The 26439-nt window shown below is 33.8% G+C and carries 31 protein-coding genes and 5 pseudogenes; 25 read left to right on the top strand and 11 right to left on the bottom strand.

What is annotated here, in order from left to right; translation table 11 throughout:
- Window positions 1–42: 42 nt before the first annotated feature.
- The 21 genes and pseudogenes from C502_RS19740 (at window position 43) to C502_RS0107585 (ending at window position 10447) form a co-directional block, all read left to right on the top strand.
- Window positions 43–303, top strand: coding sequence for an HNH endonuclease (locus C502_RS19740; protein ID WP_042064228.1), 261 nt, complete (start codon window positions 43–45; stop codon window positions 301–303).
- Entirely contained in the window at window positions 300–443 is a 144-nt protein-coding gene (locus C502_RS19110) for a hypothetical protein (protein ID WP_018678255.1), read from the top strand. Before C502_RS19740 ends, C502_RS19110 begins: the two co-directional genes overlap by 4 nt.
- 99 nt (window positions 444–542) lie before the next feature.
- Window positions 543–866, top strand: a complete 324-nt coding sequence (locus tag C502_RS18165; protein WP_018678253.1) for a hypothetical protein — start codon at window positions 543–545, stop codon at window positions 864–866.
- Window positions 867–1061: 195 nt separating this feature from the next.
- Window positions 1062–1715, top strand: a pseudogene (locus C502_RS18160) (IS1595 family transposase).
- A 58-nt stretch (window positions 1716–1773) separates the two neighbouring features.
- A complete protein-coding gene (locus tag C502_RS18155; protein ID WP_018678251.1) occupies window positions 1774–2148 on the top strand; it encodes a hypothetical protein in 375 nt (124 codons plus the stop codon).
- A 99-nt stretch (window positions 2149–2247) separates the two neighbouring features.
- Window positions 2248–2670: a hypothetical protein gene (locus C502_RS0107650; protein ID WP_018678250.1), complete on the top strand. Its 423-nt coding sequence runs from the start codon at window positions 2248–2250 to the stop codon at window positions 2668–2670.
- A 189-nt stretch (window positions 2671–2859) separates the two neighbouring features.
- Window positions 2860–3177 carry a hypothetical protein gene (locus tag C502_RS19260; RefSeq protein ID WP_018678249.1) on the top strand — a complete coding sequence of 106 codons (318 nt, stop codon included), beginning with the start codon at window positions 2860–2862 and terminating at the stop codon, window positions 3175–3177.
- Complete coding sequence (locus C502_RS18600) at window positions 3178–3624, top strand: hypothetical protein (protein ID WP_018678248.1); 447 nt, start codon at window positions 3178–3180, stop codon at window positions 3622–3624.
- A gap of 156 nt (window positions 3625–3780) precedes the next feature.
- Window positions 3781–4009 (top strand): annotated as a pseudogene (locus C502_RS19685) (hypothetical protein).
- A 124-nt stretch (window positions 4010–4133) separates the two neighbouring features.
- Window positions 4134–4271: a hypothetical protein gene (locus C502_RS19105; RefSeq protein ID WP_018678246.1), complete on the top strand. Its 138-nt coding sequence runs from the start codon at window positions 4134–4136 to the stop codon at window positions 4269–4271.
- 52 nt (window positions 4272–4323) lie between these two features.
- Window positions 4324–4599: pseudogene (locus C502_RS0107630) on the top strand (hypothetical protein); the annotation flags it as partial.
- A 5-nt stretch (window positions 4600–4604) separates the two neighbouring features.
- A pseudogene (locus C502_RS18140) lies at window positions 4605–4994 on the top strand (putative metallopeptidase); the annotation flags it as partial.
- Between the two features lie 14 nt (window positions 4995–5008).
- Entirely contained in the window at window positions 5009–5143 is a 135-nt protein-coding gene (locus C502_RS19640) for a hypothetical protein (protein WP_018678243.1), read from the top strand.
- A gap of 104 nt (window positions 5144–5247) precedes the next feature.
- A complete protein-coding gene (locus C502_RS0107620; RefSeq protein ID WP_026315764.1) occupies window positions 5248–5583 on the top strand; it encodes a hypothetical protein in 336 nt (111 codons plus the stop codon).
- 47 nt (window positions 5584–5630) lie between these two features.
- Window positions 5631–5807: a YdcA family protein gene (locus C502_RS18135; protein WP_154650409.1), complete on the top strand. Its 177-nt coding sequence runs from the start codon at window positions 5631–5633 to the stop codon at window positions 5805–5807.
- Window positions 5808–5815: 8 nt separating this feature from the next.
- Complete coding sequence (locus C502_RS0107610; protein WP_018678240.1) at window positions 5816–6118, top strand: DUF4236 domain-containing protein; 303 nt, start codon at window positions 5816–5818, stop codon at window positions 6116–6118.
- Between the two features lie 53 nt (window positions 6119–6171).
- Window positions 6172–6732 (top strand): hypothetical protein, encoded by a 561-nt coding sequence (locus C502_RS0107605; RefSeq protein ID WP_018678239.1) that lies wholly within the window; start codon window positions 6172–6174, stop codon window positions 6730–6732.
- A 73-nt stretch (window positions 6733–6805) separates the two neighbouring features.
- Complete coding sequence (locus C502_RS0107600) at window positions 6806–8116, top strand: DNA recombination protein RmuC (protein WP_018678238.1); 1311 nt, start codon at window positions 6806–6808, stop codon at window positions 8114–8116.
- A 718-nt stretch (window positions 8117–8834) separates the two neighbouring features.
- Window positions 8835–8999, top strand: a pseudogene (locus C502_RS19735) (hypothetical protein); the annotation flags it as partial.
- Between the two features lie 292 nt (window positions 9000–9291).
- Entirely contained in the window at window positions 9292–9795 is a 504-nt protein-coding gene (locus C502_RS0107590) for a hypothetical protein (protein WP_018678236.1), read from the top strand.
- Window positions 9796–9889: 94 nt separating this feature from the next.
- Complete coding sequence (locus C502_RS0107585; RefSeq protein WP_018678235.1) at window positions 9890–10447, top strand: lysozyme; 558 nt, start codon at window positions 9890–9892, stop codon at window positions 10445–10447.
- A gap of 685 nt (window positions 10448–11132) precedes the next feature.
- Here the strand turns inward: C502_RS0107585 and C502_RS0107575 are convergent.
- Together C502_RS0107575 and C502_RS0107570 are read right to left on the bottom strand one after the other, a co-directional pair.
- Window positions 11133–11372: a hypothetical protein gene (locus C502_RS0107575; RefSeq protein ID WP_023274755.1), complete on the bottom strand. Its 240-nt coding sequence runs from the start codon at window positions 11370–11372 to the stop codon at window positions 11133–11135.
- A gap of 1048 nt (window positions 11373–12420) precedes the next feature.
- On the bottom strand, window positions 12421–12948 hold the full coding sequence (locus C502_RS0107570) for a hypothetical protein (RefSeq protein ID WP_018678232.1): 528 nt from the start codon (window positions 12946–12948) through the stop codon (window positions 12421–12423).
- A gap of 515 nt (window positions 12949–13463) precedes the next feature.
- On the opposite strand from C502_RS0107570, the gene C502_RS0107565 reads away from it, so the two are divergent.
- From C502_RS0107565 to C502_RS0107550, 4 genes are all read left to right on the top strand, one after another.
- Complete coding sequence (locus C502_RS0107565) at window positions 13464–13658, top strand: hypothetical protein (protein ID WP_018678231.1); 195 nt, start codon at window positions 13464–13466, stop codon at window positions 13656–13658.
- Window positions 13659–14421: 763 nt separating this feature from the next.
- On the top strand, window positions 14422–14865 hold the full coding sequence (locus C502_RS0107560) for a DUF7868 domain-containing protein (RefSeq protein WP_018678230.1): 444 nt from the start codon (window positions 14422–14424) through the stop codon (window positions 14863–14865).
- A gap of 58 nt (window positions 14866–14923) precedes the next feature.
- Window positions 14924–16450 carry a tyrosinase family protein gene (locus C502_RS0107555; RefSeq protein WP_018678229.1) on the top strand — a complete coding sequence of 509 codons (1527 nt, stop codon included), beginning with the start codon at window positions 14924–14926 and terminating at the stop codon, window positions 16448–16450.
- Between the two features lie 16 nt (window positions 16451–16466).
- Window positions 16467–17267, top strand: coding sequence for a copper chaperone (locus C502_RS0107550; protein WP_018678228.1), 801 nt, complete (start codon window positions 16467–16469; stop codon window positions 17265–17267).
- A gap of 121 nt (window positions 17268–17388) precedes the next feature.
- Here C502_RS0107550 and C502_RS0107545 read toward each other — a convergent pair whose 3' ends face one another.
- The 9 genes from C502_RS0107545 to C502_RS0107505 all read right to left on the bottom strand — a co-directional run bounded on the left by C502_RS0107545 (window position 17389) and on the right by C502_RS0107505 (window position 26343).
- Window positions 17389–18639 carry a mechanosensitive ion channel family protein gene (locus C502_RS0107545; protein WP_018678227.1) on the bottom strand — a complete coding sequence of 417 codons (1251 nt, stop codon included), beginning with the start codon at window positions 18637–18639 and terminating at the stop codon, window positions 17389–17391.
- Window positions 18640–18756: 117 nt separating this feature from the next.
- Window positions 18757–19296: a DUF2058 domain-containing protein gene (locus C502_RS0107540; protein WP_018678226.1), complete on the bottom strand. Its 540-nt coding sequence runs from the start codon at window positions 19294–19296 to the stop codon at window positions 18757–18759.
- A 3-nt stretch (window positions 19297–19299) separates the two neighbouring features.
- The gene (locus C502_RS0107535; RefSeq protein ID WP_018678225.1) at window positions 19300–19980 is read right to left on the bottom strand and encodes a YoaK family protein; all 681 of its coding nucleotides are present in this window, start codon (window positions 19978–19980) and stop codon (window positions 19300–19302) included.
- Between the two features lie 9 nt (window positions 19981–19989).
- A complete protein-coding gene (sstT, locus tag C502_RS0107530) occupies window positions 19990–21189 on the bottom strand; it encodes a serine/threonine transporter SstT (RefSeq protein ID WP_018678224.1) in 1200 nt (399 codons plus the stop codon).
- 419 nt (window positions 21190–21608) lie between these two features.
- Window positions 21609–21920 carry an ArsR/SmtB family transcription factor gene (locus C502_RS0107525; RefSeq protein ID WP_018678223.1) on the bottom strand — a complete coding sequence of 104 codons (312 nt, stop codon included), beginning with the start codon at window positions 21918–21920 and terminating at the stop codon, window positions 21609–21611.
- Between the two features lie 515 nt (window positions 21921–22435).
- Complete coding sequence (locus C502_RS0107520) at window positions 22436–23002, bottom strand: TetR/AcrR family transcriptional regulator (protein WP_018678222.1); 567 nt, start codon at window positions 23000–23002, stop codon at window positions 22436–22438.
- 349 nt (window positions 23003–23351) lie between these two features.
- Window positions 23352–23864 (bottom strand): hypothetical protein, encoded by a 513-nt coding sequence (locus C502_RS0107515; RefSeq protein WP_018678221.1) that lies wholly within the window; start codon window positions 23862–23864, stop codon window positions 23352–23354.
- Window positions 23865–23898: 34 nt separating this feature from the next.
- Entirely contained in the window at window positions 23899–24954 is a 1056-nt protein-coding gene (locus C502_RS0107510) for a linear amide C-N hydrolase (protein ID WP_018678220.1), read from the bottom strand.
- 225 nt (window positions 24955–25179) lie between these two features.
- On the bottom strand, window positions 25180–26343 hold the full coding sequence (locus tag C502_RS0107505; RefSeq protein WP_018678219.1) for a ribosomal protein uL16 3-hydroxylase: 1164 nt from the start codon (window positions 26341–26343) through the stop codon (window positions 25180–25182).
- Window positions 26344–26439 lie beyond the last annotated feature (96 nt).

Raw genomic sequence — 26439 nt, 5'->3', positions numbered from 1 at the left:
GAGAAATTGCGAATCTATATATTTGATTTAGAAGTACGCTGGATGGATTCTGATTTTGAAGAAAAATATGGGCCTGCTTCCAAAATCAAAGTCCGAGCACCATTACCACAAGTAATCAGAGAGGCTATATTTGTTCGTGATGGTCGTATCTGTAAGCACTGTGGATGCTCCGATGATTTAACCATAGATCATATTCTTCCAATAGCGCATGGAGGCACAGATGAACCTGAGAATTTGCAGGTGTTGTGCCGCAGTTGCAACTCTAAGAAAGGTACGAATATACAGAGTGAGGACAATCTATGAGCAGATTCGTTCCAAACTCATTTCAGATCACAAATGCTTTTGTCGATGATGTCATGAATAAGCTTAGTGATGCTTCAGTCAAGATTTACTTATTGATCGTACGCAAAACGGTTCTAAATATTGATGTGAGAGAGGTTTGATTAAATGAATGCTATCGCTAAAAACAAAGCAATGGACTGGTCTAAATTCACAATAGAAGATTGGCTAAAACAGTATGGAGCATATATCAAACTTGCCGTATGAAAAGTGGACATGAACCAGATAGTTTAGGCATCAATCAAATTTACTGGTTGATTAAATCAGCAGAAGACAAGCCATCAAAAAATAAGAGTTATGTAATTTGTGTGATTACAGATTTTGAGGCTGATCAAGTTCGATTGCTGATTAAGGATATTTCAGAAACTAAAACTATATGTGCATCTGCAAAGGCAGCAGTGAATTTATTTATTCAAAAAAATATCAGAGGTTTGTCATTACGGCGCATGGCAGAAGAATTTTGCTTAGGTAAAACATATTTAGATCAAATGATTTTTGCTGGCAAATATTACCTAAATTCACAATAAAAAATTACGATTAGAGTAGTGCTTGCATGTACGGACAGGATATGACATATTTATGTTATGGTGGATGTAGTTATGGTAGTTCACTAAGTATTTAAAAGCTCGCATATGCGGGCTTTTTTTGTAGTAGGTACATTTAGGTAACGGTTTTAATAATTTAGGGGCTGTAGTAGATTAGCCTTGTAATAATCTACTTTTATGAAGATAACTAGATGTAAATTAAATAGAAAAATCCAGATAAGATTATTAGAATTTTTCATTGCCGAAGTTACCGCTAGAACTGCTGCTAATTTATTGGGAATTCAACCTAATTCCGCAGCATTGTTCTATAGGAAAATTCGTCAAATCATTATGTTTCACCTTGACCAAGATGCCATTGAAGTGTTTCAAGGACAGATCGAATTGGATGAAAGCTATTTTGGTGGAGTGCGTAAAGGAAAGCGTGGTAGAGGTGCTGCTGGTAAAGTGATTGTTTTTGGTTTACTCAAGCGCAATGGTAAAGTCTATACGGTCATTGTACCTGATACTAAATCGAGCACCCTAATGCCTGTAATATCAAATAAAATCACTCCTGATAGCGTTGTTTATACAGATCATTGGCATAGTTATAATGCTTTGGATGTTGCAGGATTTAGTCACTATAGAATCAATCATTCAAGCAATTTTGCTGATGGTCAAAATCATATCAATTGAATTGAAAACTTTTGGAGTCAGGCAAAAAGAGTACTTCGAAAATACAATGGTATTGACCGAAATGCCTTTTCATTGTTTATTAAAGAATGTGAGTTCCGATTTAATTATGGCAGCCCAAAGCAACAGTTGAAAACACTATTAAATTGGACTGATATTTAACCTTATCTACTACAGCCCCATAATTTATTTGAATGTTTTTAAAAGGTTATACCCTTTCATGTTTATTGAATTTAAAGATTTAAAGAAGAAAAGAAATATTGCTCTCATAAGTGTATTTTTACTTATATATTTGGGAGTACATTTTATGATTAATACTAAGGATAATGTTCAGCGTGTAGAGTCTGTAATATATACAGATGATACGATAAGAAAAGAGTTTGGGAAAGTTACTAATTACAGTATTAAATCTGTTGGCAGTCCTGAATCCAAACAACTGGTATACTTTTATAAAGTTGAAATAACTGGTGATAAGAATTATGGAGTTGTTAAATTATTAATTAACGAAGATCAGAAAGATGGAAAGCCTGTTTATACCATGCAGATACAAGACATTGGTTCAACTAATTTTGGTATAAAGATTGGAAAGAATTAACTTTACAAAATGAATTTTTAATGTCTGATTTTTTTTAAGGTTTTAAGTATAGTATTTGATTTAAAAAAATATATAATCAGAAAAAATTTTGGTAAAGCCATGCTTAATAAATTGTTTTTATGTGCATTATTTCTATCTTTAAGTGGATGTGCAATAACTCAATTTGACTATATTAAAGTGGAAAAATTAGACCTCCCAACAATGACTAAGTATGTTATTGATGGTGCTGAATATGACTATGAGAATATTAGCAATATCGGGAAAAATTGGATTTATTTTCCAAATATATCTTTAGATAACAGTGAGCTTGAAAATAGATATAGAGGTTTTGAGTTTTTAGCTTTTATTGATGAACGTGGCTATGTTAGACATATCAAAGTGTTAAAGAGTACTGGTTTAGAGACCTTAGACAGAAAAATTGTTCATTTGTTTATAAATAGGGCAAGAACAAAAATTTGGCTAAAAGATGGAAAACCACATCGAATTTTTGCCTTACAAAAAATGGAATTTTATCCAGAATAGAGATAACTCTTAAATAAGTTGAATTGAAGCCGTTGAGGCGGTTTTTTATTACCGAACAGATTACGGCGCATGAAGCCCTGCCAATGCTAGAAAGACTTGGTAGATATCGAATTTTAAAGATGAAAGAGATGTTTTGAAGTATTTTTTATTAGGGTAAGATTGCCATAAATACATTAGTTACCAGCATTCATGAAAATTAGTACATGCAAACTATGCAATGAATTAAAAGAATTACAGCGTTCTCATGTAATTGGAAAATCTGTTTTTAGGAATATGCTTAAAAATGGTGAGCATTATGCAATTACAACAAGCCTTTCTGAGAACAAGATTTTCAGAAGTAATGATCAATGGACTACACCAATGCTTTGTAGTGATTGTGAACAGCTGCTGAATAATAAGTATGAAAATTATTCTTTATGGGCTTTGAGAAATAAGCAACGTGGAGTAAAGCACCGTGAAGGGCCGAACTGTTTAATAATCTCAAATCTAAACCAGTATAGAGTTTGAATGTATGTTTTATCTATATTTTGGAGAGCATCTCAGTCTAAACATAAGGCATTTGCTAATGTTGAGCTTACAGATGAGATAAATAGATATTTTCAGAATTGTATTAAAGATCTCATTGGATTAGATCCTAATGCCGTGATGATCAAAGTTGCAAAACTTAAATGCTCTAGGAACTATTACACGGAAGAACATCTTAGAGGTATTATAACTAATCCTGTATTACGCAAATTGGGTGAGAATAGGTTTTCCTACTTCATGATTTTCTCTGGGTATTATTTCGAGATTATGCTATATACAACCCCTGGATTAAAAGTTTCTGAAGCAGGTGTATTGAAGAAGAACAAGAGGATTTTAAAAGTACCTTATATCGATATTTTAAGTATTCCTGAGATGGTAAAAGCGTTTTTAAAAACTAGAGAGCTTCAAAAGTCACAACAGGTGTTTTAGATTTTGGAAAAGGCTTGAAGCAAGCTAAACTATCTAACTTTATAGGCTGTAAGAAAACTGGTGTTGATTAGTAATGCGTAGTTATTTGAAAAATTGAAGAGGCTTAGGGGTCGCCGTGATGTATTATAAAAATATCTCCAAGAATAAGGTGGGTGTATGTCAGACAATTCAACCAAATGGCTTTGTATAGGTGGTGTTTTAAGTGGTGAATAGCGTGAAAATGGAACCATTTGATGTTGATCCGTATGATTTAAACACTGATGGCTATAATCCGATGAGGTTTCTAAATCCAATTACTAAGATGGAAGAATACTTCTTTGTATGCAGTAAGCTAAATGAAACAGCATACGAAAGAGCTATAATAAGAGCGCTAAATGTACAATAGTTTTAAAATAAGTACATTTCATTTGAGCGAAAACTAGAATATAGTTGTTATGTATTGGTCAAACTTTAACTTTTGATCAAAATTGTTAAAATGTATCATTAATACTAAAGTTCTGGATTTAAAAATGACTAATGATTTACATCCAAGTGAGTTGTGCGATTATTGTGGTTTAAACCCATCAACAGTTATATATGAGCCAGTTGAAGGTGTTGAAGATGAAATTTGTGATGAGTGTTGTAAAAAACAGTTAAGCCAGAATTAATTTCTGAGTGAAAGAAAAACACCTTCGCGGTGTTTTTTAATGGGTGAAAATTATGGAAGCTGACCAATATTTTCAACTTACAAAAAAACGCGAACATAAAAACAAGCCACGAAGCACGCCGTTGCCAAAAGCCAAACAAAACTATTTAGAAGCTTTTGAAACATTAAAAGAAGAATTACAGGATCTAGCGATTGGTTTTGAAAGTAAATTTCAACCAATACACACGAAACACTGGCGCTTCGATTTTCATATTGTGAAATTACGATTGCTAATAGAGATTGATGGCGGTTCTTGGTCTGGTGGACGTGGCGGAAAACTATCAAAACGCTTGGCACCTCTGCACCAGATTTACAAGAATGGGTGATAGCGAATTATCTCACTGTAGATGCTGATTTATACAATCCTGACCATGACCACATTGCTGAACTGCTACACGACAATGAAGAATTTTTAGCATTTGCTTGGGCATCACAGGCTTGTACGGTTAAAAAGCAAATGGTTTTGGGCCAGTGTGAAAAAGTGATGTTTAACGTTGGAGGATGGTGTATGGCACGACAAGAGCAACAGATGCGCGACAGGTTTGGATTTGTACCTGTTTATTTGATCACGATTGATGCAAGCTTTTGCGAACGAACTTCAGATCGTGAATTTTGCGCTTTGATTGAGCATGAGCTATATCATATCGGTGTTGAGCGTGACGGTGAGATTGTCTATAGCGATAATCCGAAGTTTTGAATATGTCTTATGGTGCATTTTTAAAATATATAAAAGAAGCCCAAGCGATCGAAAGACAGCAGATCAAATCCTACGCAATTGCAACAAGAGTAGCCAATCATGCCAAACAGCAAGATTTTGAGAAATATTTAAAGTAATTGGATTGAACTTATTGGTATGGATCTTTATTTTTTGTAAAGTTATGTTATAAACGTCTACTTTTAAATAGACCAAGTTTTCAAAAGCTTAAAAAGTTAAATATATGAAAAAAATATTATTAATTTGTCTTACAGTAATGATTGCTGGTTGTCAGCAATCTAGCTTTGAGGAATCAATAGCAAACAAACATTTGGAAGAAGCTACCAAAAAGATTGAAGCATTTGTATATACTCTCAATGACCCTAAAGCTGATAAAGAGGATAAGGAAGATATTTTATGTTTAAAATATCCCAAAATTTATAAGTATGAATACTTGCAAGCATTGTTAAGACTTTCAAAGTTAAAGCTCTCCAATGTCGAGTCTAAAGAAAAATTAATGAGGGATCTTAAAATAACAACTGATTACTACAGTGATAAGTTAGGAATTATTTGTGACTAGCTTTCCCTCTAAAAAAATATCCTTCATTGGAGATAATGGGGATTTTTATGAAAAAGATTATTTTAAGTTTATTGTTAATTTGGAATTCAATAGGTATTGCTGAAGCAGGTAAGAGTAGGCAGCCATGCTCAGGAAAAAAGGGCGGTATTAGCCATTGCGAAGGAAAGAAGTTTGTATGCAATGACGGATCAATCAGTGGCTCTAAAAAAATTTGCTCAAGGTAGATAATAATATGGGATTTAATTTTAGGAAGAGTTTAAAAATAGCACCAGGGGTAAGGATAAACATTACCAAGAAAGGTGTAAGTAGTCTTTCGGTTGGTAAAAGTGGTGCTAGGGTAAATATTGGGAAGAAAGGAATAAAAACAACTGCTGGGCTGCCTGGTACTGGTTTATCTTATTCAAAATTTAGCAGTTATGGAAATAAGAAAAATATCAAATCTAATGAAAGAGATAGTGAAAAGACTATAGGGTTTGGTTCGATTTTATTAATAGGGGTGGTTTTGTTATTCCTCTATATAGTTTTGTTTGGGTAATTGATCTTGATAGGTTTTTTGTGAATCTGATATTTCTAGCAGTATTAATACTTATGGCTTTTAATGTTCAAGCTAATGATAGTGATAGTCTGGAGCAATTATCCAAAACATTAAGACAAGGTTCTTATAGCAACCCTGATGAGATTGATTTACCCGCTGTTTCTAGCGTCCCAGCAAAACTAAGAGATAAAACAATTGAATTAAGTGATGAGGAAATTGAAGAAAAATTTAGAGCAATAGCAAAGAGATATGTAAATAGTAATCTTATAGATGTCAGAAATAAGCCCAATGGTAATATTGTTGATAAATTAAAACGCGGTCAAAGTGTTTTTATTTATGATGTTTCGGGATATTGGGAAAGAATATCTAAAGAGAATGAATCTCCAAAATGGGTTGACTCCAATTCGTTATGTTCCACAAATGATTGCTATAAACCGATAGAAAGCAATATAAGCAATAAATTATCTTCATACACGCCGCGTTCAACGGTCTATACACCAAAAAAACAAGTGAGCTCAGTAGGTGGGTGTTCCTGTGGATCTGGTAATTTCTGTTATGGGCCAAGAGGAGGGCGATATTGCTACACTTCGGGAGGGAATAAATCATATAGATAGATTTTTTCTTATTGCTAGATTTAATCTATGAATATATATTTCAATCAAATATTTATAATTATGGATTGAGATAATGTCTATATTGGAAATTATTATTGCTTGTGGTGTGTTTTTAATCATAGTTTTACAATTAATCGTATTACTTAGAAAAAATAAAAATAGCGATCCATCAGAAATACTTACACCAATTAATCAAGCATTTGAGCGAATTGAAAGATTTACTGGTCATGAACTAGGTCGGAATAGAGAGGAATCTAGTCAACAATCAAGATTGACTAGAGAAGAGCTAGGCGGTGCAGTTAAGACTGAGTTACAGACTTATGCTCAAACTATGCAACAAAGCTTTAGATTGGTGTCAGACGAACAAACTAAATACTTAAACTCTCTTGTGGAGCGTGTTAATGCCATGAATCAAGCACAGGTATTGCAAGCTGAGCAATTAAGAGAAAAGATTGAAATTAAACTTTCTCATTTACAGAGAGATAATTCAGAACAATTAGAAAAAATGCGTGTCACTGTTGATGAGAAATTACAAGGGACCTTAGAAAAAAGGCTTTCAGAATCATTTCAGTTAATTGGTGAGCGACTGGATCAAGTCCATCGTGGACTTGGTGAAATGCAAGCTTTAGCAAGTGGCGTAGGCGACCTAAAAAAAGTTCTTACAAACGTTAAAACACGTGGTACATGGGGTGAAGTTCAACTAGGGGCAATGCTTGAGCAAGTTTTAACTATCGATCAGTATGAGACAAATGTTTCAACCAAAGGAAATAGTGAACGAGTTGAATATGCGATAAAAATTCCGAGTAAGCACAGTGATGGCGAGCATATATGGTTGCCGATAGATGCCAAATTTCCTATAGAGTTTTATACAAGATTAACTGATGCTCAAGAAAATGGTGATGCAGTAGGAGTAGATCAAGCATTAAAAGAACTTGAAAAATCTATTAAGCAGTGTGCAAGTGATATTTCCAAAAAGTATGTGTCTCCACCATTAACTACTGATTTTGCTATTCTGTATTTACCTACAGAGGGTTTATTTGCAGAAGTTACTAGACGTTCCGCTTTGGTGGATATGGTGCAAAGAGATTATCGAATCGTATTTGCTGGACCAACAACATTGTGGTCTATACTTAATAGTTTACAGATGGGCTTTAGAACTTTAGCAATCGAAAAACGCTCTGGTGAAGTTTGGAACACTTTAGCTGCTGTAAAAACTGAATGGTCAAAATATGGAGAGGCTTTAGACAAGGTTAAAAAGAAACTTGATGAAGCATCGAGCAGCATTGAGGCTGTACAAGTTAGGACTCGTGCTGTAGATAGAAAATTAAAAAGTGTACACGAATTACCAGCCACCCAAGCCGAAGAACTTTTGAGTTTGGAATAATTTTATGAAAAAAATACTACTACCTATAGACCTCTTTCATAAATCATTTTTTACTCAGTTCCAAGTTGTATATTCCAGCGATTAAATTGAATCTCAAACCAAGTCTCTTACCTCAGCAAATTACAGCTTGGCTTCGCCACGTGCAATGAGTGCTGTTGTACCATTACAAGGTTGGAGTGTTACTAAATCAACTGTAATGGGGGCTTCAACATTAATTGATGCTATCAAGGACACTAAAGTATCGGCGGCTTTGGTTACACCAAATGCTAAGCAAGTTGCTGAAGTTTTGAGAGGTGGTGCAGCTGGGATTGCTTTAAATATTGCAGTTGATCAGTTGATTGGTGCTGTTGACTGGGTGATGGATCCTGCAAATAATCAAATAGTTTATAAAAAGGAGCCAGTGCCATTACCAATTAATGCTTTTTGTATTACATATAGAACAGATACTTTTTGTTCATTTGATCATAAGACTACAGCGAGTTGGTTTGCCCAAGCATTCATGGCCTACAATAATTCAAGGTTATCGGCTACTGAAATACAGTATGGACGTAGTATTGTTTCAGCTGCAGTGACAGATCAAACTGATGTAAAAATAAATAATGGGAAAAGAGAATCCCGTTTTTATGTTGTGTTCACTACAGCAAAAGGAAATACATCTAAAAGTGGTGCGTATGCTGTTTATGCACCAATTGATTTGCCAGAAGTAGAGAACCAAAATTTAGCTTTAGAAGTCATTGCTGAACAAGTCATTTCCAATGCAGATGCAGGCAGTTTAGATGCTCAAGTTGCTACTAATATTGCAGCTCAAAATATCCTTAATGATATGGTTCAAGCTGAGCCAGTTGTTCAGGAGTTGGAGAATAATGCTAGAGATAAGGATCCACGCTGTAAAGCAATTATAGGTGAGATGGAGCGTTTAGCTACTGATGTCGAATTTAGATATAATGACCTATTATTAGACAGGCATGACTTATATAGAAATTATAGAAGTATTAAGAATGCTCACTGGAGTTATAGCTCTTGGGATGGTCATATTATTCAGTACAATAAAGTTCAAGGTACGCTCAAATCCTTGGTAACCCAGGCTGTTATAGAAGGGTGTACTGTATCAACCTATGTTAGGAAATGGTCTGAACAGAAACCTCCTGCACAACCACTTCCAAAAGAGTAAGGTAATGATTGAAGTAACGATTAATGAATCAACTGATTATGATCCTATAAAAAAGGTGTATTTCTCAGATTCGACAGGTAACTACTTTAGAACATCTTATTTTGATAAAGATGGTAAATTCATATTTGAAAGAAATGAGGAAATTCAACTTTCAAAAGAAGGTGTTCAAAGCACTTGTTTATTTGTTGGGGAGAATTATGAACTTGTTGCTTATCGTGAATATTTGCGATCTGAAAATAGTAAAGGTACTAAAGATTTTCACCGCTTAAAAGGTGGCACAATTAAACAGATTAACTCTTCCGAATATGTAACTTCAGATGATCCGTATTACTCAAAAATGTCTTGGTTTAGTTCCCAGGGGGAACTTTGTTATTACAATGAGTCAAATAGAAGTGGAACAGATTTCTATGATCCTTCGGGGAATGTAATAGAGAATCTGGATGAGTACTTGTTATCTATAGGTTTTGAGTCACTGGAAACAATTGAAGGTAAGTTGCTAAATAATTAATTTATATATCAAAAAAGCCTTTCGAGGCTTTTTTGATTACATCAAATTTCATTGCGCCTTATGGGCGCTTTTTTATTGCCAATAGGAAAGCAAAATGAATAGAAAACCGTTATTTGATGCCGCACGTGTGCTCGCCGGTGGTAAACTTATACAAGCACAAGTTGATGACCTAAATAAGGTTGTTGATGGGCTATCATCAACTCAGGGAATGACAACAAGTCGAGTCGGTATTAACTTAATCACCAGTTTCGAAGATGAAAAGCTCAATGCATATGACGATGGTGTAGGCGTTTGGACCATTGGGTTTGGTACCACAGTTTATCCTAACGGCGTTAAAGTCAAAAAGGGTGACGTTTGTACTGCAGAGCAAGCCAAAGCATTTTTTACATACGATCTTAAGCGCTTTGAAGCTGCTGTAAATGGTGCTGTAAAAGTCTCATTAACGCAAAATCAATTTGATGCTCTCGTCTTGCTTACTTACAACATTGGATCTGCTGCATTTAAAAGCTCGACATTGCTCAAAAAGTTAAATACTAAAGACTATGCAGGTGCTGCCGATCAATTTTTAGTGTGGAACTGTGGTGGTGGAGAAGTCTTAAAAGGTTTGGTTCGTCGTCGTGAAGCTGAGCGAACGCTATTCATAAAGAAGTAATCATGCATCACTGCAAACGCTCATTATCTTCATTGATAGTGAGCGTTTTTATTTTGTGCGTATTGCCAAGTTGCACGGCTAATACAATTAACAGCAATGTGCATGTTGGTATTTGTGTAAAAGCTCTCTGATGAGGGCTTTTCTTTTACTTTGGAAGAGAATGGGTATTGCATCGAAATTTTAAATAGAAATTCAAGATTGTTTAAAATTTCTAAATAGAAATTAAGGTTTCATATAAATTTAAGAGTACTATTGTATGCTTATTTATATCTTTGAGAATTATTCTCTATTAAGGGGTTTTTATGAAATTCAATGAAATAATTGGGATAGCTGCTTTTTATACAATTTTTTTAGGATCTATTGTTACGATAAGTTTTGGTGTGGTTTCATTCGACAAAATTATTATTGGAGTTGGGATTTCATTGTTCGCTTGTGCTTTTTTGATGAAGTCGGAGTTCAGGCTAGAGGTGATGTTCTGGAAAAATTTCTAAAATGCATAGTTCTAATAAATAATACAACTGAGATTAATAACTATTTACCATTTATGCTAAAGTTTTAGATATTCATAAAATAATTATGTTAGATTTACCAAGTCAATATCCATGTGATGGAAATTGATAATCCGCCCCAAATTCTGTCAGTTTATTTGGGGCGTTTTTATATTTATTTAACTTAAAAGAACAATTTATTTATTAGATTTTAAGTAGTCCTCTTTATATTCCTCAATTGCATCAGAGAACTCTTGTGATAAATTGTAGTCCAAAATTGTTTTGGTCATTAGATTGATAGCATCAGCACATGTATCTGCCTGCAAGTTTATTTTCAGCAAAGCACAACCTACTTCCCATTTTTGCTTATCTTCCTTCCATAGAATAAGAAATGAGTGCTGCAGTGTATCGTTGATAAATTGTCCTGTAGTTTTCATGATTACTTCAACTTTTTCTAGAATTGTTGATTGGTAGGGTTTAACAATCTTATAAAGAATATTTCTATTCCGCCCATTTACCCACAATATCAGCCAGCCTTACAGCATTTTTTATTCATCTTATTCAATAAAATAATTTTACGCCATTTTCTGCGCCACACTATTTTAATTTTTGTATAAGTTGTTGTTTTTAAATAATTAAATCAAACAATTGCAGCATTGTTTCTTTCCTTATTACATAAACTATTGATTAGTAAAAATTAGAATTTATATAGTAAAAGCGTTAGTTTAGCTGTTTCAACACGTAGAAACACACGTGAACATGTGATCAACACTTATATTTCACGCCAAAGTTTACGCCATAATTGAACAAAATCAAAAGGCGTAAATTAATGGGTTCAACTAGGTTGAGAAAGCCTTGAAGAAGATAGCGTAGAAATTCGAATTGACCGTAAGGACTATCCTGAATATAAAGAAATTAGAACCTTTAGTTTTCGTAGGATAGCAGAAAATTAGCTATCTAAATGAGAAAAAGAGTTAAATAATAGTTTAGATTTATAGTCAGGTAAACGTAGTCCTCAAAATATAATACAAGACTAGGTGCTAGAAAAAACTTGATAGAAGTTGTTGAAAAATAATAAATTTAAAATATTTGATTATTTTAATGATGCTATTTTACGAAAAAGCGATGATCTAAAATTAAAATTGGATAGTATTTCTGCAAACACCATTGAGTATGATACTTAGTCACTTCCTGTGTTATACCATTACTCATAAATTTTGGTAATTATAGATGTTTGGTAGGTGGAACTAGTATAAAACGCTGTGTAAATTGACAACGAGTAAATAAATAACAATCAATTAACTGTTTTAAACCCAAGTTTTTCAAATTAGTAAGAAGCAAACAGTTTGGGGTGTTGTTGTTGCGAGAAGTATACCTAAATACAGAGTTTCTATGCCAAGAGTAGGATACAAAGCGTGTTGCTTGCTCGTTTAAATCTAATCACAGAGATCATCGGCTAAACGAAAATGGAAAAAATTGTTATTTTCAGATCGAATAAATTACGTCAAAGTTCACATCAATAGACATAACGATTAAATCTGAAGTTTTGTTACCATTCAAAAATTTGGGGATCTGACCTAAACCACTTATTTCAAATGCTTTTAATTCTCTCATAAGAATATGGCAGGCTGTATTGAATTCATTAACATTCCAATCTTTGTTAAATAGAAATTTTATTGATGTTGATTCATTTACTTCATACATAAAGGTATGATGAAGTGAAAATCCTTTATCATCAAATATATTTGAATTCTGAAAAAGAGTTGGTTCATATTGATTGGCTTTTATTAGTATTAATGAATTAATCATCTCATTTGCTAATTCATTGTTTAGACCTACAAAAAAGCCAAACGAAAAAATTGTAATAACTGCTGCATCCATCCAAAGATGAGATTTATTTCTTACAGGCTCTAAACGTAGATTAATGAAATCTGGTTTATTGTTAAAATTAGTCATTTTAGCAAAAAATGAATAATCCGTTTCATTTTTAAATTTTATTGATGAATGAGGCATGATTGTTAACTCACTATTACATTGGATAACAATACTACTACAAAATGATTTTATCAAATGTTAAATTTATATTAATTTTTCTTTATTAATATTATTAACTTAGCTTTTTGTGGTGAGGTTTTGCATACAAGTTCAATTTTTTTTTACAAAATAGTAACTATTTAGTGTAATTTTTTGTCTATTAGCTTGTTTTAAGAATAAAGTAAGTGAAAGTGTTTCTTGGGAGAGTTTGTAATGTAGTGTCCAAGTATCGGTCACTAGCACCTATAGTTTTGAGGATACTAGGCTGATGGCTATAAAATCGTTAAATCGAATAGGTATATTTTAATAACTTAAGTCTTTGAATTTAAGTGTTAAATTTAAAAACCATCATGTGAGTTAAATTTTATTAGTTTGTAATTTACTACTAGTAAATTCATTCAAATAAGACATGTAATAATCAGAAAATAAATACACGAAGATCGAGACAAAGCGTATACTTCAAGACGAAGATGATAATTAGATAGGTGTAAGTGATGCTTGGTAAATTTGCAACTCGGTTTGTGGGTGTTTTATTTTCAGTTTTAATTTTAACTGCAATCGTAATCCATTTTTTCTTTTCAAACAAATTAACGACGGACTTATGGATTATTGTAATGCCAGTTATTTTGGGTATTCCAATCTTAATATCTGTAGTAATGGCTAAGGATGATGAACTTAGTATTCATTGATTTCTGATTGCATTGTCTAGCTATAGATTTATTTAAAAAGCTCATTTTAATGGGCTTTTTTATTTTGACGGTGTTGTGTCAGAAAATAAAGTTGACACTTTTTCAAGCTGAATTTGTAACCTTGATCGAAACAGTTTTTAAGAAAATCTACTGAGATTTTAACTTGGTTTGGCTTCGTTGTATAAATCTTGCCCTGTCCATCTAAATTTTGGAGATAATCCAAGTGTTGGCTACCTAGTTCAGTACATTGATTGAGTACTGCTACATATGATTGTTCTTATACTTTTCTAAGGCTTTGTATGCTCTAGTTGTAGTTGATGATCTCTTTCTAAAATTTGAGAAAACTTATTGCAAATTTAGTAAGTAGAACTTTGGATGCTTAAGCATTTGCTACTCACAGCTTAGTATTTACGAAGTTATCTTTATTACTCAATTGTTTAAAAGCAGGCTTTGTTACCACGCATGATTGATTGAATATACATCAACTGGCTTTATATACCTTTTTATGTACTGATTAATTCTGTTGTTAAAAAAAACTAATGATTTTATATGTGGAATAATTGGTCTAAAATAATTTTTAATTAAGATTTTTTAAAATGAATATTTGAAAAATCATTATTAGTTGATCTTCATAATTTTAGAGAAAATTTATTCTATATGAAGGTTGCAAATTTTATGTTTAAATAAAATTAAAAATAGTTTTAATTTTATTTATTTTTGGTATGATCTTGATCATTAAATTTATAACAAGAATAATTTTTTTATGATAGAGAGTTTTATAGAGACAAATGAGTCAATTATTTTTAGTGATAAAGCCTTTATTTCATTAAAGCTTAATCATTTTTGTGAATTGGTTTTGCATAAAAACAATAAGATAAGGATATGGTTAAAGTTTTACTCTATAGAAGCAGATGAGGAAGGTATTATTTTAGATGTCTTTCTAAGTCTGGATGATCGTGAAATGGATAGTCTGAGAGCAGAAAACTATATTGACTCAATTGCATTGTTTGGAATTACAAAAATTATAAAAGAACATCATAGAGGGATAGATCATGCGATTGATATAAGTAAGTTTATAAATGGAAAAAATATAAAACATTTGAATAATTGTTTTATTAATATTAGTATCTCAAATCGTAAAGAGCTAAAACAAAATAACAAGGTGACAATGGATAAGATTTCTATTCTAAAAGAAATTATTATCTGAATAAATAATTTTAAAATTGTCGGTATTTTATAAACAATCATTAAGGAATGAAAATAAAATGACATATATCAGAAAAAGCGTTTGGGCGAATGGTGGGGATTTCGATGATCCAATATTATTTTGGTACGCTAAAGCGGTTGGTGCTTTAAAAACCAAAGCATTGGATGATCCAACAAGTTGGCGTTTTTTTGCGGGGATACATGGTTTTGAGGCTGAACTATGGGAGGGCTTTGGTTATTACGATCCTACAGTTGATCAATTACCGAGCCAACAAGTTCAAGCGACTTACTGGCAACAATGTCAGCATGGAACATGGTTTTTTGTACCATGGCATCGTGGTTATCTTGTTGCAATAGAATCTATTTTAAGAACTGAAATCATAAATCAAGGTGGGCCGCAGGATTGGTCATTACCATTTTGGGATTATAGTGATACAACAAACCCAAATGCAGCATACATGCCACCAGCATTTGAAAGAACACATTTACCTGATGGTAGCGTAAATCCACTTTATGTAGCACAACGGTATGGAACTTATCATCCACTACCAGCCCAAGATATAACACTCACCGCTTTAGAAGACTTGCAATTTACCACACCACATAATTTTAAGGCTTTTGGTGGACCTGAAACCTCATTTTCTCACTCCAATCGTATATTTGGTGATCTGGAAAGTAAGCCTCATAATTTGGTGCATGATGATATTGGTGGTGATAATGGCATCATGAGTGATCCTGATTCAGCAGGTTTGGATCCAATATTTTATCTACATCATGCCAATATCGACCGTTTATGGAGTGTTTGGTTGGAATTGGGTGATGGGCGCTCTAACCCTGTTGATGCACAATGGTTAGAAGGTCCTGTCACAGGTCGAAAATTTATTATGCCTTTGGCTTCAGGGGATTCATGGCAATACACGCCACAAGATGTTCAAAATAACTTAGATATTAATGTTAATGGTACTCAACTCGGTTATGAATATACAGCAGGTTCAGGTGTCAGTGCTGCTCAAGAAATGCTGTCGACCAGTGAGAGCCGAGCTAAACTTTTAGGTTTTGAGTCCTTCAAGACGCCATTGAACTTGCAGCCTGTTGCATCAGAACTTATTGGTGCAACAACAAAAAAATTGCAGATTGATGGCTTAACCAACGTTGCAATTCCTTTAGACCATAAAATGAAAAATACGCTACAAAAAAGTTTTATGGCACTAGAAACGCTATCCGATAAGGGTGTGAGTGAGCCAGATCGAGTATTTCTAAAACTTGAAAATGTGAAAGCCAATCGTGAAGGGATTATTCTCGATATCTATACGACTTTGGCAAATGATGAGAATCAGAACAATACCAGTTTAGTTGAATCAATCGGTTTGTTTGGGATTCGCAAAGCATCTAATGCGAAGGAAGAGCATGGTGGAGCAGGGTTAAATATTATTGTCGATATCACTAACTATTTTGATGAACTTCATCTAAATAAACAGATCGCCGACACGAATGCATTTCCTATTTCATTTGTACCGCGTCAACCTTTAGCTTCGGATGCAGATTTAAGTATCGGGCAAATTAGCGTGTACCGAGAAGGCTTATAAGGATTTAAGCATCATCATGAAATTACAGGTATATTTTTCAATACTCAAACGTCCGCCATTTTCAATATTGTTATGTATTGGATTACTGGTTTGGTTGTTTTTATTACTACAGCCCATCGTTATGGTTGAATTCAATATACCTGTACATGGACATGCTCATCATCATATTCATACCCATCAGCGCAATGGTTTATGGTCTGTTATTATGCAGACCATAAACATACATTGGTTTTTAATGCTGATTGCGATGATGTTTCCTTTGCTGTCAGATGCAGTCTTGGCGATTTGGCGAAAAAATTTTCCACGAAAAAGATATATAGGTTTAACCACATTTTTTATCGGTTATATCGTTTTTTGGACGTTCATAGGTATTGTACTTTTATTCCTAACAGAAATCTTGAACAGTATTTTAGATAGCTCAAAGGAACTGGTTTTAGGCTGCATATTGGTTATTTTATTGTTTTGGCAAGCAACACCGTGGAAACAAATGAGCCTGAATAGATGCCATATACCACCAATGATTAATCCTTTTGGTCTCCAATCAGCGATTGATTGTTTTAGCTATGGTTTGAAGAAAGCATTTTACTGTGTAGGTACTTGTTGGCCACTCATGTGGATTTCATTGGTAACGATGCAACATACGATGTATCTGATGCCACTCTTTACTTTTATGATGTATTTTGAACAGAATTTGCCTTGGAAACCAGAACAATGGCGGATTCCTTATCTTTATTCTTTTCATAATTTCTATAAACAATTGAGTTTCAAACAGAAAAATTCTACTCATCCTATTCTAAGATTTGATAGGAAGTTTTGAAAAATTAACTTTATTATGAATAAGATCGGAACATCACTCATTTGATTTGAAACTTTGTATATTGAAATAGTTTTAAGGCTTTATTGCTTTAACGGATAAAGCCTTAAAACGAAGAGCCGTATTAGGTTTGTGGGTCTTTCATAGGAGTGTAAGCTTGAAAATCATAACCTGAAGGTGCTTGGTAAATTCGTAAGCCAAATTCAGGGATAATCGCAATTAAATGATCGAAGATATCAGATTGAATGGCTTCATAAGACACCCATGCAATGGTATTTGTGAATGCATAGATTTCTAGGGGTAAGCCTTCGCTAGTTGGTTGCAACTGACGAACTAAAATAGTTTGATTCTGAGCAATACCATGATGTTGGCGTAAGTAGAACTCTACATAGACTCTAAAAGTTCCTAAATTGGTTAAACGGCGTTGGTTATATTCCGATTGGTTACTCAAATGGTGATTGAACTTTTCAATTTCTGACTGCTTTGCATCGAGATATTGGTCTAAAAGTAAAAAATCTTTCAGTCTTCGTTGTTCAGCATCGGTCATGAAGTGGACACTACTTTGGTCAATAAAGATTGCGCGTTTGATACGACGACAGCCTGAATTACTCATACCACGCCAATTTCGGAATGTATCCGTGACGAGTTTATTGGTTGGGATCGTGGTGAGGGTTTTATCAAAGTTTTGTACAGTCACCGTATGTAAAGACATATCAATGACATCACCATCAGCATTCAAAGATGGCATCTCAATCCAATCACCAATACGAACCATGTCATAAGATGCGATCTGTACACTTGCAACGAGAGAAAGAATGGTATTTTGAAATACCAACATCAAAACTGCTGCCATAGCACCAAAGCCAGCGAGCAGGGTGAATACATCTTTTTTGAGGAAAGTACCCAAAATCATAAGACCGCATACAACGAATAAAATCAGTTTTATCAGTTGTAAATAACCTTTAATGGGTTTGTTTCTAGATTTAGGGTTACGTTGGTAAACCAGATTAAAAATATTTAGTGCTTCACTGATCGTCAAGGCAAGTGTAAGAAAAATAAATGCCTGAGCCCCCATTTGTATAAATGTCATTGCTTTTGAGGGGAGGTGTGGGATCGTAGTGATCCCATTCATAATCACAATTGCTGGAACAATGTTCGCAAATCGTCGAGTAACACTATGCTGTGCAAAGATTGATTGATGAGGAGATTTAAGTTTGGTAATAAAGTGGCGAATACCACGAACAATGATTTTTTTGGCAATGAAATTTGCTAAAGCTGCGAAAAAAATTAAAATTGTCAATGAAATGAGCATTTCTAACCATGGGTATTGGCTCAATTCATTTTGAATTTCACTTATAGAACCTAAATAATCCAAATCCAAACACCTTACAATTGATACTTATACAATTGTAAGGTGTTAAACATGAATATGATAAGTTGATCACATTTCACATACGATCTGTAAGGTTGTATTACAGAACTGAATTATGATTTACCACATTAAATCATCTGGAATGACATACGCTGCATACGGATCTTCTTCATTAGTCGATTGATCATTTTTCTCAGTGTTATTGTTGACTAAGATAAAGCCTTGCATTTTTTGATCAATTTTCTCTGCAAGTGCCTTAGGAAGATAAGCATACTTATCTTGATCTTTAGCAATGACTAATGAACCTGTAACTAATGCATTATAAACTTGTTGCGAGAGGTAAACCTTTTTGATTTTACCTTCATCAATAAACTGATAGCTAACATCACCTTCAGTCTGGGGGATTTTGTGCTGTTTAATCATTTGAATGATCGAAGCTTTTAATGCCTTTTCTTCTAAGATTTTCTGCTTTTCTAAATTCAATGCTTGATCTTTGGCTAGTTTTTCTTGGTTTACTCGATCAATGTCCGCTTTTAAAGCAGCATCATCATTTTTCCCAGTACGTTGCTCATGTTGCACTTGTTTAGTTAATTTTTTTGCCTTTTTATTATCGACTAAACCAGCTTTTAGTAACTGAGCTTGCAATGCATTTTTAACCATAATTCAATCCGAATTTGAGTTGAATGAAGAACGAAAGTAGACCACCCAATAAGCCATGCTCATGATAAGACTGAGACTTGCTGGTATGAGAAAGGTTTGTAATTTTAAAGAAGGATAAAGCAAACTCGCAATCAGTCCACCGACAAAAAAGCCAATAAAAATGAGTAAATGCAAAAAAATACGTCGATTTTCAATTTTTAGACCACGGGCTTTATAGCCTAAGGTTAAACCAATGTCAGTCAAAACGCCTGATAAATGGGTGGTACGGATAATTGCCCCTTTATAGTGACTGACCATTGCATTTTGTACACCCATTGCCCCACATGCCCACAGCAAGCCATAACGTGGAAAGTAAGGGAGTAATAACCATGTCAGAAATAGAAATGTAGCGACTAAACTGAGAGGAAAACCATAGTGACGACCAAATGCAACGTTGCTATTACCAAGGATTAGGCCGCTATAGAATGACCCAATAACAAAACAAAGAATCACTAAACTTAGGTAAATAAAATGCTCTGGTTGCCATTCTAAAAGACTCATCGCAAGCATGCTGACATTACCCGTCATATGTGAAACAGATTGGTGTAGAACGGTAAATAATCCTAAAACGTTTACCATACCAGCATTTAATGCAAGTAAAAAAGCACCAAGTTGAATCCAGTTTGGTAAACGTTGTAAGGGCATAACAATCTACTAATTTTTTCGGTTTCTGAAATCTACAGCAGCAGTGAATAAAACGTCGGTTGAAGAATTAAGAGCAGTCTCAGTTGAATCTTGTAATACGCTGATAATCATACCAATCGCCACCACTTGCATTGCTATTTCAGATGATATACCAAACAAGCTGCAAGCAACAGGGATGAGAAGCAATGAACCGCCTGCAACACCAGATGCACCACATGCCGAAACAGTTGCGACAACAGACAGAATAATCATGGTGCTTAAATCAACATGAATTCCGAGTGTATGAACAGTTGCAAGCGTTAATACGGTAATTGTCACTGCGGCACCAGCCATATTTACCGTTGCACCGAGAGGAATAGAGACACTCGCCGTTGCTTCATTGACACCTAAACGCTGAGCTAAATCTAGATTTACAGGAATATTTGCAGCCGAGCTACGCGTGAAAAATGCAGTAATTCCACTTTCTTTTAAGCATTTAAACACCAGTGGATAAGGATTAGCTCGCATTGTGAAGGCAACTAATGCAGGGTTAATGATTAAAGCAACGAATAGCATCGTGCCAATCAATACAATTAGAAGATGTGCATAGCTTGATAGTGTTGCTAAACCTGCATCTGCAAATGTTACTGCAACTAAGCCAAAAATTCCGATAGGTGCAAAGCCTATGACCGTATGAATAATTTTATTAACCGCATCAGCAATATCAGTCAGAACTTGTTTGGTTGTCTCCGAACTATGACGTAATGCCAAGCCTAAGCCAATTGCCCAAGCTAAAATACCAATAAAGTTGGCTTCACTGATTGCTTGTACAGGATTGGCAATAAAACTTAGTAGTAGATTCTTTAATATTTCGGTCAAACTACCAGGTGCTTGTAGGGCAGGTTGGGTTGACAAATTTAGGAACAGTTGACTTGGGAATGCGATACTTGCAACCACAGCACTAAATGCTGCGAGCAACATTCCAACGACATATAAAATCATGACTGGTTTTAAGTTCGAGTTTTGCCCCATTTTGAAATTAGCAATGGATGCAAGAACTAAAACAAAGACAAGAATTGGTGCAACCGACTTTAATGCTTTAATAAACAATTCACCCAATAAACTTAAATAAGGTGTAAAGTTCGGGAATAGCAGCGCCACGCCAACTCCCAAAAAGATAGCAATAATAATTTTGCTGATTAAGCTCAAGCGAGACAATATATTAAACATATAAGTGGTTTAAGGTTAAACAAGCGCCGTATTCTATACCTAAGCCATCTGTTTTTTTGAACTTTTTTGATGAGTGAATTACTTTAAAAGTAGCATAAAAATTAAAATAATGTTTTTAAAAGTATTTTGTATAAATACGATAAATCTTTTTGTATAAAAAAAGATCTATCGATTGCATTTACTTCGAGAAACAAAGCAAATTGGTTGTCGTTTTTGCTCATGTAATAGATGGAGCCATCTTGTTAACTTATTGATAAATTTAAAATCTGAAAAATAAATCTATGCTTGTATCCACTTCCAATAAGTATGGTTCTTATCTTGGCCTTAACACACTTTGAATATGTTTTTTAGCAATCCAAAATACTTTAAAGATGCATGTTCTTGAAAGTATTAAAAGCTCCGAAATTGCTTATCTCAGGCTATATATCAGGGCAATAGTTCTCATAGAGTGTGGTTAAAATGACTTTTAATTTAGGATCACTAATTGAATAAAAGATTTGCTTACCATCACGGCGTGTCGAAACAACATTACTTTTCCTTAACATCATCAGTTGTTGTGACAGAGTGGGTTGCAGGATGTGAGTTGTTTCCTCAATTTGAGATACATTTAATTCTTGTTTGGCTAAATGGCATAAAATGATTAAACGATCAGTGTTTGCCAAAGACTTGAGTATATTAACAATAGAGCTTGCTGACTCTCTCATCACATTGATCTCTATATCCTTTTGCATATCATCCTCATTACATTTAAGCCGGAGTTAGTATAAAGTGAGAAAAAGATAAAAATGTATTAAAACTGGATAAATACAATGGTTTTTTGTGAATATATATATCAGTAAAAATTATATTTATTTGCTAATTTCTTATGGATCTATTGTTATAGCCTTTCCGAGGCAAAGATATTGATGGATGATGGTTCAAAACACTTATTGTTAAAATATTCTAAACAATAAAATTAAGTGATTAATATAATTAATAAATATAAAAAATTCAAAAAATGATTGTGTTTTAATGAGAACGGTATATAATAAAAATAAGACAGAACGATCTGTCTTTAAAAGCATAAAAAGGAATGGGATGTGCGACACGTACGACCACCAGAGGGTAATATTTTTATTATTCTTTTCATAATTCAGACGCAAGCGTGAGTCACAATCATAACTATAAATCACGCTTTATTTTTTATTAAAAATTTATGGTAAAACTTCCCCTTTATGTTTATTTCTTCTAAAGGAGAAGAGGTCGCCTAAGCTAAAGCCTTTTCAAAATTAATCAAATGTTCTACACGTGTCCAGTATTCATTCATCTGCACAGAATTTTTATTTACATGTGCTTGAATAGTCATTCCATCTAAGATGCTGACGATCAGAGTCGCTAAATGGGTTGGATTGCGAATATCTAGGTTTGTTAACAAATTCTGAATGAGTGTTGTTAACCATATTTTATATTGTGTAGCTGGTTTCAAAGTAGAAGGATAAATTTTAATGACTTCTTCAAGTGCTTTTTGGAACATACAACCATTGAAGTCTTCACTATTAAACCAAGCATCATACCATTGAAAAATGGCATTAATTTGCTCTAAGTAATTAGTTGGATCACACTCAGATAATGTTGCATTGAGAGAACTCTGAAGGTTTACATTGCGTTGAAGTAAACATTCTTCTATCAATTTTTCCTTAGATGGGAAATATTTGTAGAACGTCATTTTAGCAACACCAGACTCACTAATAATTCGGTCAACCCCAATCGAATTATAACTATGTGAGTTAAAAAGCCTTAATGCTGTGTTAATAATATCTTCTTTTTTTGACATACAAAGCCTCGAATTCGCTCATCGCCATAAGAGCATTGTTTTGCATTCAGTCATGCAATTTTGGCATGGGATTTTACATGTTATTTTGAAAATATCATAGGGAAAACTAATATTATTTATTTAATGTATTCTGATATTTAGTCGTTATCATAAGTGATAAAGTTAACATTATGAATATATAGAGTTAATTAATCGAAAGAAGAGTTAATTAGAATAAAGAAAAAGATTTTTCTTATGCTAAGTATTATAAGTGTTCATCATAAAGGTGTAATTTCTAGTTACAGTCTCAAATTTTTGCGTCTGAGTCAGTTATTTAGGAGTTATCTAAATAACTGACTTTTAAATATTTTTATTTATTTTTTTGCAAACCATTGATTAATTTAGCAAAGTTTTGATAAAGCATAGATTGTTGAGTAGCACTATAAACAGGCCGTTTAATTGATCCTTTATTTGTTTCAATTGATAATTCTACATCTTTTACATTTTTAAGTTCATAAAGAAATTGACTCGGAATAATAAAGGTGTTGGATGAACGTTTTGGAATTAAACGGTTTATATATTTTTGTTGGGTTTTTTCAGAGGGAAGATAGTTAAATGATTTTCCGTCAACAAAAAAGGTCATGCCTGTTATATCGTAATATTCATAAGTACTTGTCAATGCGACATCAACTTTTAAACGTTCTTTCTGTTGTTTATCCCATTCAACTACTACATTTGGACAAAGTTCGTTTACTTTACAACTTAAGGAACCAGCTGTAGAAAGATTATTTATAGCGGTTGATGGGGTGGGTGAATTCTGTAAATTTGTACAGCCACTTATTAAGATTACAGATAGACTAAGCGAACATAGCACTTTTTTCATATTAGCTTCTCTCATTTATTTTGACGTTAAAATATTAATGGTGCAATGATGGGCCAAGAAATTCAAATGGTTTTGCAATTTTAAACTGATCTGTTGCATCTCCAGCAAAAGTATTTTGCTGATCTTTCCCTAAATCTAATTTACGTGTGACACCATCTTTGAAGTTGATTTTTTTTAAATCTATCCAAAAAACGTTGGGTGATACAGCAGATTCAAAAAAGTAAAGTTGTTGTTTATGATCTGCAACAGTTCGCCATCGTGTTGATGAAATATTGGGTTCTTCTTCTGTATTTAAGCCAAAAGGAACGGATGTATTACGAATAACACTGAATACGGAGGCAATCGCTTCTTTAGGATTATCATTTTTGGGGATCGCATTAATGTAGAAAGAAGCTCTTGCGAAGCGGTCAGCAGCTCTATTGGTTCCAGGTAACATCACAGTGCCACCTATTTGCTGCCAATAACTATTAAGCGCAAGTTGTTGGTCAAAGGTAGGTGAGTTCGTCATGACTTGATATTTTTTATCATGGTGAATGACTTGTTTACCATTAATGTATTCAATAATTGCACTATCTCCACTCTTGTCTGAAAGAGATAGGTGAAGTGTCGCTAAACGTTGCTCACCGGGAACATTATCTGTAATTAATGTAAAAGGTTCTTTTTCTAGTACAGTAATTGCTTCAGAGACGGTGGCATAGTTATCAAGGACATATTGTGCCCACGCTGAAATACTCAGTTGAGGTTTATTCGACTTTTTTGCATCAGGGTATTCAGACTCGACAAGCCATAATACATTGGCAACTAAACCTGCTTCATTCATACCATCTGTGGTTGATACATCATAGCCTGTAGCAATCACACTACCGTATTTTGATTTCCATTTGAGTGATTTAGGGCCAGCATTACTATCTCTATTTATGCCACTTGGCATCACCCATAGATTTGTACCCACATCAACTTTCCAGTCCATAGAGCGAGCAGTAATAATATGATCATTGCTACCTAAATAGACTGCGCGTGTACAGGCATTGGCTGCTTGAATGAAAAGTGAAGATGTAATAAACGAACAAAGTAGTACTTTTTTAAACATGGTTTTCTCCGTTCTAGTTAAAAATTATTTAGATGTAATATATGTTTTAAGTTATAAATAGTTAGTTTATAAATTTTTTATTCGTATTCAATCATTAAAGTGTAATTCTTATAAAAATAAATGAATCAACATTTTTAAGTATAACTAAACTATTGTAATAAAAAGATTAACTCAATTTATGATTGCAAATAGTTTAGTTATTCTCGAAGCTATTGATTCAGCGTTTTATTCGCTGGGAGGTAATAGCATTAATACAGCATTATTTAAAAGTTGCGCAATATCTTCGAGTATTTCGGTTCGATTGAACTGTTCATCAAAGATAATGCTCATACCATCAGCAATTTGTTTAAGATCTGCCTCAAATGTCTGAGAAATACATAGTTGCTCGCCATTTGCCCAAAATTCTAAGCAATCATTTTGTTGGCGGTAGAGTATTTTTGAAGCAGGTTCAAGTAGCAATTGATAGCCACTATGAATGACTTCAAGTAAATCATCTACTGCAATTTCTTCTGGTTCAGGAATACTATTCGGATATTTAGATTCACTCATGTATGCCATGATGGCTGCATCAAACTCAGGTGCTTGTGTGAGGTAGTCGAGCAATTGTGTTTTTAGATAAGAGAATTCTGTACCGTTTATTTCACCAATATTGTTAGTTTTTTGGCGAGTAATGTCCGCTAAAGGTTGTTTCAGTGCTGAATTTTTTGCAAATTGCTCACTCAATCGATCACTCATTTCAGCTAGGTTTGGCATACGGAAACCGAAAGAGAAGGTGAGGCAGTCATCTTCAGCAACACCATAATGAGCAAGACCAGGTGGTACATACAATAAATCACCAGGTGCAAGGACTTCATCAAACTGGACATCTATTTCTGTTAATAGTTTTAATGGTTGATCTGGAACAAATGCGGTTGATTCATCACACATTTGACCCAATTGCCAACGGCGATGCCCATGACCCTGTACTAAAAACACATCATAAAAGTCGAAATGTTTCCCGACCGAGCCGCCTTTAGGTGCATAAGACACCATGATGTCATCACGTCGCCATTGTGGGATAAATGGAAATTTCTTCCAAAGTTCAGCAATATCAAATGAATAATGGTCAACAGCTTGAACGAGGATGGTCCAAAGATTGGGTAACTTTTGGAAATCACCTTTGGTTAATGGTGATGATTTTACATGCCATTCATTTGGATTTTTATTTTTTTGTCGAATTAAACGAGCACTTATGTCTTCATCTAAAGCCAACTCTTTGACGTCATCGGGTTCTAATAACCCGATAATTTCAGGCATTGCATTACGGACAAGCAAAGGTTTTTTTTGCCAATATTCAGTTAAAAATTGTTCTGCGGTAATGCCGCCTAATACCGTTAAAGATTGAGACATGTGAATGAAGCCAACAACATAAAAATTAAGGTGTATTCTCCCTTGAGTTGATTATCGGTGCAAGTCTTGTATAAAAGTGATGAAATCGTCATTAAA

The organism is Acinetobacter tjernbergiae DSM 14971 = CIP 107465 (genome assembly GCF_000374425.1).
Taxonomy (GTDB): domain Bacteria; phylum Pseudomonadota; class Gammaproteobacteria; order Pseudomonadales; family Moraxellaceae; genus Acinetobacter; species Acinetobacter tjernbergiae.
This window is presented reverse-complemented; position numbering and strand designations above follow the sequence as displayed.